The 9,029-nt window shown below is 69.6% G+C and carries 9 protein-coding genes; 5 read left to right on the forward strand and 4 right to left on the reverse strand.

Annotated elements, in window-relative coordinates; genetic code table 11:
- Positions 1 to 39: 39 nt before the first annotated feature.
- A complete protein-coding gene (locus tag A5787_RS06390) occupies positions 40 to 1,065 on the forward strand; it encodes a MinD/ParA family protein (protein ID WP_066963348.1) in 1,026 nt (341 codons plus the stop codon).
- Here A5787_RS06390 and sigI read toward each other — a convergent pair.
- Positions 992 to 1,906 (reverse strand): RNA polymerase sigma factor SigI, encoded by a 915-nt coding sequence (gene sigI / locus A5787_RS06395; RefSeq protein ID WP_066963353.1) that lies wholly within the window; start codon positions 1,904 to 1,906, stop codon positions 992 to 994. The genes A5787_RS06390 and sigI overlap by 74 nt on opposite strands.
- Positions 1,907 to 2,017: 111 nt before the next feature.
- Here sigI and A5787_RS06400 point away from each other — a divergent pair, with 111 nt between their 5' ends.
- From A5787_RS06400 to phoU, 4 genes are all read left to right on the forward strand, one after another.
- Positions 2,018 to 2,857, forward strand: a complete 840-nt coding sequence (locus A5787_RS06400; RefSeq protein ID WP_066963355.1) for an NAD(P)H-binding protein — start codon at positions 2,018 to 2,020, stop codon at positions 2,855 to 2,857.
- A gap of 16 nt (positions 2,858 to 2,873) precedes the next feature.
- A complete protein-coding gene (locus tag A5787_RS06405) occupies positions 2,874 to 3,320 on the forward strand; it encodes a nitroreductase family deazaflavin-dependent oxidoreductase (RefSeq protein ID WP_066963357.1) in 447 nt (148 codons plus the stop codon).
- 169 nt (positions 3,321 to 3,489) lie between these two features.
- Positions 3,490 to 3,840: a WhiB family transcriptional regulator gene (locus tag A5787_RS26450; protein WP_082977096.1), complete on the forward strand. Its 351-nt coding sequence runs from the start codon at positions 3,490 to 3,492 to the stop codon at positions 3,838 to 3,840.
- Positions 3,841 to 3,866: 26 nt separating this feature from the next.
- On the forward strand, positions 3,867 to 4,529 hold the full coding sequence (gene phoU / locus A5787_RS06410) for a phosphate signaling complex protein PhoU (protein WP_066963360.1): 663 nt from the start codon (positions 3,867 to 3,869) through the stop codon (positions 4,527 to 4,529).
- Here the strand turns inward: phoU and eccA are convergent, their stop codons facing one another.
- From eccA to mycP, 3 genes are all read right to left on the reverse strand, one after another.
- On the reverse strand, positions 4,530 to 6,380 hold the full coding sequence (gene eccA, locus A5787_RS06415; protein ID WP_156763791.1) for a type VII secretion AAA-ATPase EccA: 1,851 nt from the start codon (positions 6,378 to 6,380) through the stop codon (positions 4,530 to 4,532). It lies immediately after the preceding gene.
- A gap of 8 nt (positions 6,381 to 6,388) precedes the next feature.
- Positions 6,389 to 7,972, reverse strand: a complete 1,584-nt coding sequence (gene eccE, locus A5787_RS06420) for a type VII secretion protein EccE (RefSeq protein ID WP_066963363.1) — start codon at positions 7,970 to 7,972, stop codon at positions 6,389 to 6,391.
- On the reverse strand, positions 7,969 to 9,029 hold a 1,061-nt coding region (gene mycP / locus A5787_RS06425; protein WP_066963365.1), incomplete at its 5' end, for a type VII secretion-associated serine protease mycosin. The genes mycP and eccE, both read right to left, overlap by 4 nt.

Genomic DNA, 9,029 nt, shown 5'->3' on the forward strand with positions numbered 1-9,029 from the left:
GATGGACCGGTCTCAACCCAGTATCGGTCACCCGGCCGCGTGCAAACTTCGCCGGGGCCGGCCGGACAGCCACCCCGTCCGGAGCCCGCGCCGCGCCCGCCGGCGCCACGCCCCGCGCCGGCTCCGGTCTCGCCGCCGCCCGCGGTCAACCTGCCAGAGCTGCCCGACCGGGGTTGGCGACGCATCGTGCGGCAGGCCACCTTTGGTCTGATCAAGCTGGGTCCGTCGGCCGCCCAGCGTCAGGACGCTCAGTACGAAGCGGCCATCCGCACGGAACTTCATGGCAACTACAAGGTCGGGGTGCTGGGCAAGGGCGGCGTCGGGAAGACGTCGGTGGCCGCCAGCGTCGGATCGCTTTTCGCCGAACTGCGCAGGCAGGACCACGTCGTGGCGATCGACGCCGATACCGCCTTCGGCCGGTTGAGCAACCGGATCGATCCCCGCTCGAGTGGCACCTTCTGGGAGTTGACCTCCGACCAGAATCTGCGGTCCTTCGCCGACGTGGTCGGGCGCCTGGGCCGCAACCCCGCCGGCCTGCACGTGCTCGGCGGCGAGCCGGCCGCCGGCCCGCGCCGGGTCCTCGATCCCGCGATCTACCGGGAGGCCGCGCGCCGACTGGACCGCCACTTCACCATCTCGGTCATCGACTGCGGCTCCACGATGGATTCGCCGGTGACCCAGGAGGTGTTGCGCGATCTGGACGCGCTGATCGTGGTCTCCTCGCCGTGGGCCGACGGCGCCTCCGCGGCCGCCCGGACCATGGAATGGCTTTCGGACAGAGGCCAGACCAGCCTGCTGCACCACACCATCGTGGTGCTCAACGACTCCGACGGCCACGCCGACAAACGCACCCGGGAGATGCTGGCCCGCGAGTTCGTCCAGCACGGACAGCCGGTGATCGAGGTGCCCTACGATCCCCATCTCCGCCCCGGCGGGGTGATCGATGTGGACGGCGAAATGGCCCCGGCGACGCGGCGCAAATTTCTCCAGATCACCGCGACGGTCGCGGGCCACTTCGCGGCCCGGCCGGAGCGTCCGGCGACCCCGCGGCCGCCCGCGCCATAGGGTCGGCGACGGCCTCGATCTTGGTCACGAGGTGACCGCGCACCGTCAGCACGATCGCGGCGAAGAGCCGGCGGTCGGCGAAGGCCAGCACCGCCGGTCCCCCGGCGGGACCGCTGACCAGAGTCACCTCCGGCCCCAGATAACGCATCAGGTTGGTGGCCACCGCGTGGGGGCCGTGGTTGATCTGCGGCGGCGGGGCCGGGTCGGCGAGGACGGTGCCCACACCCCAGACCGCCGGATCCAGCACGGCGGTCAACCCCGCGATGTCGCCGTTGGCGCACGCGGTGATGAACTTTTCGGTGACCAGCTGGTGCTCGGCCGGGGCGACGTCGTTCAATTTCGGTTGCGCCGCAGTGAATTTCGTCCGGGCGCGCCGCGCCAGCTGACGGCAGGTGCCAACGGGGCGTCCCACCGTCTCGGCGATCGTGTCGAAAGGGACCCCGAACACGTCGTGCAGGACGAAGGCGACCCGTTCCCCGGGGCTGAGGCGGCGTAGCACTTCCAGCAAAGCGGTGCGGACCTCGTCGTCGAGGGTGACCCGCTCGGCGGGGTCCGAGCGGGGCGTACCCGGTTGCTCGTCGACCTCGCCGGGCCGCTCGTGGCGGGCGCGCGCCGAACGCACCTGATCGAGGCAGAGGCGGCTCGCCACTACCGTTAGCCAGCCGCGAACGTCGTCGATCTCATTCGGGTCGGTACGCGACAGCCGCAGAAACGCTTCTTGCGCAACGTCTTCTGCGTCGCCGACGTCACCCAGCATCTGATACGCGAGGTTGATCAGATACGGGCGGTGCAGGCGCCAGGCCTGGGCGACCCGGTCCCTGGGTGAGGGCGACTGGCTCATGAACTTTCGACGATATGGGGCCGCAAAAAGTTACGCGTTTCGGCTGTAACTTTCTCGGCCGCGGCGCCGTCGTATGCGCAGTGCAGAAAACTCACGGAAGGAACCACTCCCATGACAATCGTCGTAACCGGAGCAACCGGCAACGTCGGGCGCCCACTCGTTGCCGAACTCGTCGCCGCGGGCGCCCGAGTGCGCGCGGTCACCCGCACGCCCGGTGGCGCGGGATTTCCCGCCGAAGTCGAGGTGGTCGGATCGGCGGCCGACGCCCTGGCGGGTGCGTCGGCGGTATTCCTCAACTCGCGGGCCCTGGGCGAGCAGCTCGCCGACACAGTCACCCAATGCGGGCGCTCGGGGGTGACCAAGCTGGTTGCGCTGTCGGCGATCAACGCCGACGACGACTTCTCGCGGCAGCCGTCGCGCTTCCGCGGGGACCGCAACAAGGAGGTCGAACAGCTCGCCGTGGATTCCGGCCTGGCCTGGGTGAGCCTGCGGCCCTCGGTGTTCGCCACCAACTTCGCCGGCATGTGGGGCGCACAGCTGCGCGCCGGCGACGTGGTGGGCGGGCCGTACGCCGCGGCGTCGTCGGCGCCGATCGTCGAGAGCGACATCTCGGCGGTCGCGGCGCGGGCGTTGCTCACCGATGACCTTGTGGGCCAGCGGATCCCGATGACGGGTCCGCAGGCGTTCAGCAACTCGGAGCTGGCCGGTGTCATCGGCGAGGTCCTCGGCCGCCCGCTGCAGTATTTCGAAGTGCCGGCTGAGATGGTGCGGCAAAGGTTCATCGGGTTGGGGTTCGGCGCCGAGTTCGCCGATGCGTATATCGCCATGCAGGCCGAGACCCTGGACAATCCGGCGCTGGTCACCCACGAGGTGGAGAAGATCCTCGGCCGCCCGGCGACCCCGTTCGCGCAGTGGGTGTCCGAGCACCGCGACCTGTTCGCCAGGTCCTGAAGGCCGAGGAGCTGACATGTCCGAACCACGTCCGCCGCGCTACCTCAAGCCCATGAACAAGATGATGATGGCCGTCCAGCGGCTCGGGATTCCGACCGGCCCCGCCATGGTGCTCACGGTGCCCGGTCGCAAGTCGGGCCGGCCGCGCAGCACCCCGATGACGCCGTTCGAATTCCGGGGCGGCCTCTACGTCGTGGCCGGCTACCCGGGCGCCGACTGGGCGGCGAATGCCCGCGCCGCGCGTAGCGGCACGTTGAGCCGGGGCCGACGGTCACGCGAGGTCAAGATCGTGGAGCTGGACGCCGAGGAAGCGCGGCCGGTGTTGCGCGCGTTTTCCACCGAAGTCCCGGTCGGCGTCGCGTTCGCGAAGCGCTCGGGGATGGTGCGCGACGGAACGGCCGACGAGTTCGAGGCGCTGGCGGGCCGGGTCGCCGTTTTCCGCTTCGAGCCGATCGGCCGCTGACCCCCGCATCAGTCCTCCGGCACCAAGGGTGAACCAACTCCAAGGAACATCCGTGTTACCGGCAGACCAATCTCTGGCGCGGCGCGGCGTTGTGCGTTTTGGCTGCACCGCGTGGGCAATCACTGCATTTGTTCGTCCGCAGTGGGGATGTCGAGCCGGGAGAAAGCTGATGCCAGATTCAACGCGCGCCGGTCAAAGACCACACCTCGCGGCTATCCGAGGGGCGGTCAGCGGAACAGACCCGGCGGAACCGACCGGTTGGGCCTCGAGAGCCCTGTGCCGCACCGCCGACCCCGACGGACTCTTCGTACGGGGCGCCGCCCAGCGCAAGGCGGCGGAGTTCTGCCGCCGCTGCCCGGTCATGCGAGAGTGCGGAGCAGAAGCGTTGGACAACAGGGTGGAGTTCGGTGTCTGGGGCGGCATGACCGAGCGCCAACGCCGAGCCCTCCTCCAGCGGCACCCCCAGATGGTGTCCTGGTCGAAATTCCTGAGCGAACAACGACACCGCGGCGTCAGCTGACTTGCACTCAGACGTAGTCTGGGGCGATGCGCACGGCCTTTCACGAGCAGCTGGATGCCCTCAATGAGCAGCTGGCTGACATGTGCGGAAGGGCTGGGTTGTCGATGCAGAACGCCACCCAGGCGCTCCTGCACGCTGACCTCGCGCTGGCCGAGCAGGTCATCGACGAGCAGGGCCGGCTCAAGGAAATGAGCGGCGCCGCCGAGGACGCCGCGTTCGTGCTGCTGGCACTGCAGGCCCCGGTGGCCGGTGACCTACGCGCGGTGGTCTCCGCGATCCGGGTGTGCGCCGATGTTGAACGGATGGGCGGCCTGGCGGTGCATGTCGCCAAGATCGTTCGCCGCCGCCACCCCGAACACGTGTTGCCGGAAGAAGCCAACGGCTATTTCGCCGAAATGGGCCGCGTCGCCGTCGAATTGGGCAACGCCGCCGAAGAGGTCTTGCGCACCGGCGATCCCGACAAGGCTCGCCTCCTCAATGAGGAAGACGACACCGTGGACGACCTGCACCGCAAGCTGTTCACCGAGCTCATGGATCGGCACTGGGAGCACGGCGTGGCCGCCGCGGTCGATGTGACCCTGCTGGGCAGGTTCTACGAACGCTTCGCCGACCACGCCGTCGAAATCGCCAGGCGCGTCATCTTCCAGGCCACCGGTGCGTTGCCGGGCGGACCGAAGCCGGTCGGCTAGCTACCAGACGATCGCGGCCATATCCCGATTGTCCGAACACACGCTGCGCACCGCGGCCGCGATGTCGGCCGCGGTGATGATCTGCAGATCCTCGACGGTCACCGGTCGGCCCGAGCGCTTTTGGGCGACCACCCGGGTGTCGCGCAACCCCTCGGCGCGTTCGATGACGTTGCGCGCGAACCGGCCGTTCTGCATCGCGTCGATGCCGTGCTGCCCGCCGGGCGTGGTGTAGTTGCGGATGGTGGTGGCCGCATCCAGAAACGCCTCCCGGGCGCCGTCGTCGAGCAGGCTCGCCCGCGGAGTGGCGTAGCGGTGCCCGATCTCGACGATCTCGGTGGGCGAATAGGACTCGAAACGCAGCTTGCGGTTGAACCGGCCGGCCAAACCCGGGTTCACCGTGAGGAATTCGTCGACCTGGTCCTCGTAGCCCGCCCCGATGAAGCAGAAGTCGAACCGGTGGGCTTCCAGCGCGACCAGCAGCTGGGTGACTGCCTCCATGCCGATCATGTCCGGCGTGCCGTCCTGGTGGCGCTCGATCAGCGAGTAGAACTCGTCCATGAAAATGATTCGACCGAGCGACTTTTCGATCAGCTCGTTGGTCTTGGGCCCGGACTCGCCGATGTAGTGGCCGCAGAAATCCGAGCGACGGACCTCGCGGATCTCCGGATGCCGCACGATCCCCATGCCGGCATAGATCTTGCCCAGCGCTTCGGCGGTGGTCGTCTTGCCGGTGCCGGGCGGGCCGACCAGCAGCATGTGGTTGGTCTGGCCCTCCACCGGCAGCCCGTGCTCGAGGCGCATCACGCGCACCTCGAGCTGGTCTTCCAGCGCCGACACCGCCTGCTTGACCGCCGCCAGCCCGACCTGTTTGGCCAGCAGTTGCCGGCCTTCCGCCAGGAGCTCGGCGCGTCGGCCCGCCGCGTCGTCGTCCTCCAGCTGCTCGCGGCTCTTTGCGGTCGAGACGTCCCACTTGTCGGTGCGGCTGGCGATCGTGTGTTCGTCGGTCACAACCAGCTGCAGATTCCGGTCGGCCAGGGCGGCTTTGGCGGCGTCGGTCAGGACCCCGTTGATGGTGGCCTTCGACAACCAGATCTGGGCCCGGTCCTCCTCGTGCAGCTGGCGGTGCACCATCCCCCGCACGTACGCCAAGTCGGCGACGAGCAGCGGAATGTCGGCCGGGCCGATCGAGGCCGTCAACACCTCGGCGCCGAATCGGCTCGACGACGTGTTCTGGCCGATCACGTCGACGCGGTCCAGCCAGTCCAGCGCCACCCGGCCCTGCCCGAGATGCGCTGCGGCGTGGGCGGCCAGCGCGCAGATCGAGGCGGTCACCGCGGACATGATGATCGCCTGCGGCGGCAGCTCCTCCGCGGCGGTCAGCAGCAGGTCCGGCCAGCGCTGCGTGGCGTACATCAGAAACGCCCGGGCCAACTGATGCCACTGGAAGTTGCCCCACGAGTCGAGCAGGTCGCGGCCGGCCAGCAGCCGGTCTGCCTCCGCGTATTCGCCGGCGATCGTCAGCGCCGACGACAACGCGAGCCCGACCTGAGATGCGTCGGTGACCGTGATGCCGATGTAGGGGCCCAACTGCATCTCCGCGGCCAGCGTCCGGCCGATGCGCGTGGTCTCGCGGTGCAGCCACTCGCGGTGATGGTTGAGCCGCTTCAGGGAGGTCAGGTCGTTGTCGCCGCAGGCGATGCGGCCCAGCCAGGCGTCGGCCATCGACGGATCGGCCTCGGTGGCGGCCACGAACTCCGGCAAGGCCGCGGCGCGACCCTGCCGGTCCATCGTTCCCATGGCGCGGTCGAAATGCCTACGCGCCGTGAGCAAATCCCCCATCGCCTGCACCATCCTCGACGCTACGTGGCGAACGACATCGCGACAGACTCCAGGTTGACATAGCGATTCTCCGCGCGGAACAGGTCCATGTCGGCAAGCCAAGTTTGGCCTGCCGCGGTCACTTTCACCGTCGCGCCGCTGGCCTGCTCGATGGCCACCTCGAAGGCGTGCCCGTGTCCGTCGGGAAGCGGCGTGCCGGCCGGCGCGATCGTGATCACGGTGGCGGGTCGCGGGGCGGGCGAGATCGCGCTGTCGGCCCCTCTAGCTTGGGGGGCGTGCTCGACCACGCTGACGCTCGTGCGCGGCGCGGGCCGCGCGGCGTTAGCCACGCTGACCAACGGCATCCGCACGCTGGCCCAGCGCTTCAGGTCACGAGTGTGCACGGTGACTCGCTCGCCGGCGCCGGCGGTGCGGATCACGATCCGTTTGGCGATCGCGTCGTCGGCGGCCACGAACACCCGCGACAGCTCCCCGGCGTCGGTGACCGGAATCATCAGGCGGTCGCCGTTGCCGAGCTTGCCCACCAACACCCCCGACGGCCCGATTTCAACGATCAGGTTGTCTGGCAACGGGCTTGGGCGCAACCCGCGCAGGACGGGACGCGGACCGCACATGTTGGCCGCCGCCGCGGCGGCCTGCTCGCCGTTGAGGCGGCGCAGGACGACGCTCGGTGGGGTGGGCGCCTGCGTGGGTGTGCGGATGGTGACCGTCGCGGTGCACATCCCGTGCGGATAGACCGTGACGTTCTGAATGACCTCATCGACGCGCAGCGTCCAGGCCTGGGCGAGCACCTGGGAGTTGATCGCCTCCGCCGGGTAGGCGTACGTCGTCATCCACCCGGCCTCCCCGCGGATGGCCTTCCACTTTTGCATCGTGCCCGACACCGCGTCCCAGCCGAGCCGGCGATCCAGCTCGATCAGGTCGGTGGCCGTGGCCACCTTCGCGCGCAACCCCTGGCAGCGCAGCAGCCCGGCGATCCGTTGAGCCGCCGAAATCGCCGTCGCCCCAAGGGTGGTGCGCCAGCGCAGCGCGCGGGTGTTCTCCATCACCGGCAGCCGCAGAATCAACCAGGTTTCGCGGCGGCCCGCGTACGGCGGGGTGCCGATCTCGGCGTCATACACCCGCGGATAGTCGCCGACGCTGCCGCACCGCGACCCGAACGACACGACGCTGATCGAGTCGAGTTCCAGGCCCAGCGGGTGCTGCAGCATCGGCACCAGTTCGACGATGTCGACGACGTTCTCCGTCTCGACGCTCACCGAGCCGGTCACCGTGGTGGCCCGGTGCGCCCTGCCGAGCAGCTGCACCGCCACCACCGCCACACCGTCCTGGACGCGCACCCCGCCCCCGGATCGGTTGCTGGCCACCGTGATTGGTTCGCCCCAGCTGATCGCGCGTCGGCCCCGCAGCGTCAGGACCGCCCACGACCACGCCGGCTGCCCCCGCCAACGCACGAACACCACCGCGACACCCACCACCACGGCCGCCGCCGCACCGATGTAGCCGCCGACCGCCCAGCTCGACACCGCGAGGAGGAATACCAGCAGGATCCCGACGACCCGCCGATTGCTGTCGGCGCTGAACCCGGTCAGCCGCGACCTCATCGTGCCCTCCGCAGCCGCACGGCCGTGGCCACCACGAGCAGACCGGCGATCACAGCGCCCAGGAACCCGATGGCGATGTTGCGCGCACGGTGATCCGGTGCGGGTGGGGGTGGTGGCGGTGTGATCACCCGACTTTGGGCACCCGGGGACATCTTGTCGCCCGGCGGGATGTTGAACGTCAACGCGGCGACCGGGTCCACCAGGCCGTAGCCCACCCTGTTGTCGACGCCCGCCGGTGGATTGTGCGCCGACTGCACGATCCGGTTGATCACCTGATGCGCCGTCAGCTGAGGGTATTTCGCGCGCACCAGCGCCGCGACGCCGCTGACGTATGCCGCCGAGAAGCTGGTCCCCCAGAACGGCATGTTCTTCTCTCCCGGCCGCGAGGGCGGGTAGGCGTTGACCGGCCCCCCGCCCTGCGGCGAGAGGCCCATGATGTGGGTCGCGGGCCCCGCCACGCCGACCCAGGGGCCCGACATGCTCTTGTCGATCGGCGCGCCGCCGGCATCGACGCCGCCGACGGACAGGACGTAGTCGGAGAACCACGAGGGCGAGGAGATGACCTTGACCTGGTGCCAGTCGCGGGGATCCGACGGGTCCAGCGGGTCATACATCGGGTTGTTGTCGCAGCCGCCTTCCCCGTCGTTGCCGGCGGCGGCGACGACCACGGCGTCCTTGACGGTCGCCGCGTACCACAGCGCTGCGCCCAGCGCCCGCTGATCGGTGGAGGACGCGGCCGGCAGGCAGGAGGTCACCGAGATGTTGATCACCTTCGCGCCCATGTTCGCGGCATGAACGACGGCCCGCGCCAACGTGTTCAGCGTGCCGGCTTTGACCTTCTCGTCCGAGTTCGGGTCGACCGGCGGCGGGTTGACCGGTTCGAAGGCCCGCGAAGACTGCCGTATCGAAATGATGGTCGCGTGCGGGGCCACGCCCACGACCCCGTCCGGGGCCCCCGGCGGGGGCGGCGGCACCGCGGGCTCGTCTTCGGTCTGCGGATCCGGCGGCCCGTTCGACGGAGCCATCGCGCCGGCCTCCGGCTGTCTCGTAGACACAG

It is taken from the genome of Mycobacterium sp. 852002-50816_SCH5313054-b, assembly GCF_001667185.1.
GTDB lineage: Bacteria > Actinomycetota > Actinomycetes > Mycobacteriales > Mycobacteriaceae > Mycobacterium.

Excerpts from the sequence above, each read along its gene's own strand:
- eccE (WP_066963363.1), bottom strand. The coding sequence starts at position 7,972 with ATGAGGTCGCGGCTGACCGGGTTCAGCGCCGACAGCAATCGGCGGGTC.
- eccA (WP_156763791.1), bottom strand. The coding sequence starts at position 6,380 with ATGGTGCAGGCGATGGGGGATTTGCTCACGGCGCGTAGGCATTTCGAC.
- sigI (WP_066963353.1), bottom strand. The coding sequence starts at position 1,906 with ATGAGCCAGTCGCCCTCACCCAGGGACCGGGTCGCCCAGGCCTGGCGC.
- A5787_RS06400 (WP_066963355.1), top strand. The coding sequence starts at position 2,018 with ATGACAATCGTCGTAACCGGAGCAACCGGCAACGTCGGGCGCCCACTC.
- A5787_RS06405 (WP_066963357.1), top strand. The coding sequence starts at position 2,874 with ATGTCCGAACCACGTCCGCCGCGCTACCTCAAGCCCATGAACAAGATG.
- phoU (WP_066963360.1), top strand. The coding sequence starts at position 3,867 with ATGCGCACGGCCTTTCACGAGCAGCTGGATGCCCTCAATGAGCAGCTG.
- A5787_RS26450 (WP_082977096.1), top strand. The coding sequence starts at position 3,490 with ATGCCAGATTCAACGCGCGCCGGTCAAAGACCACACCTCGCGGCTATC.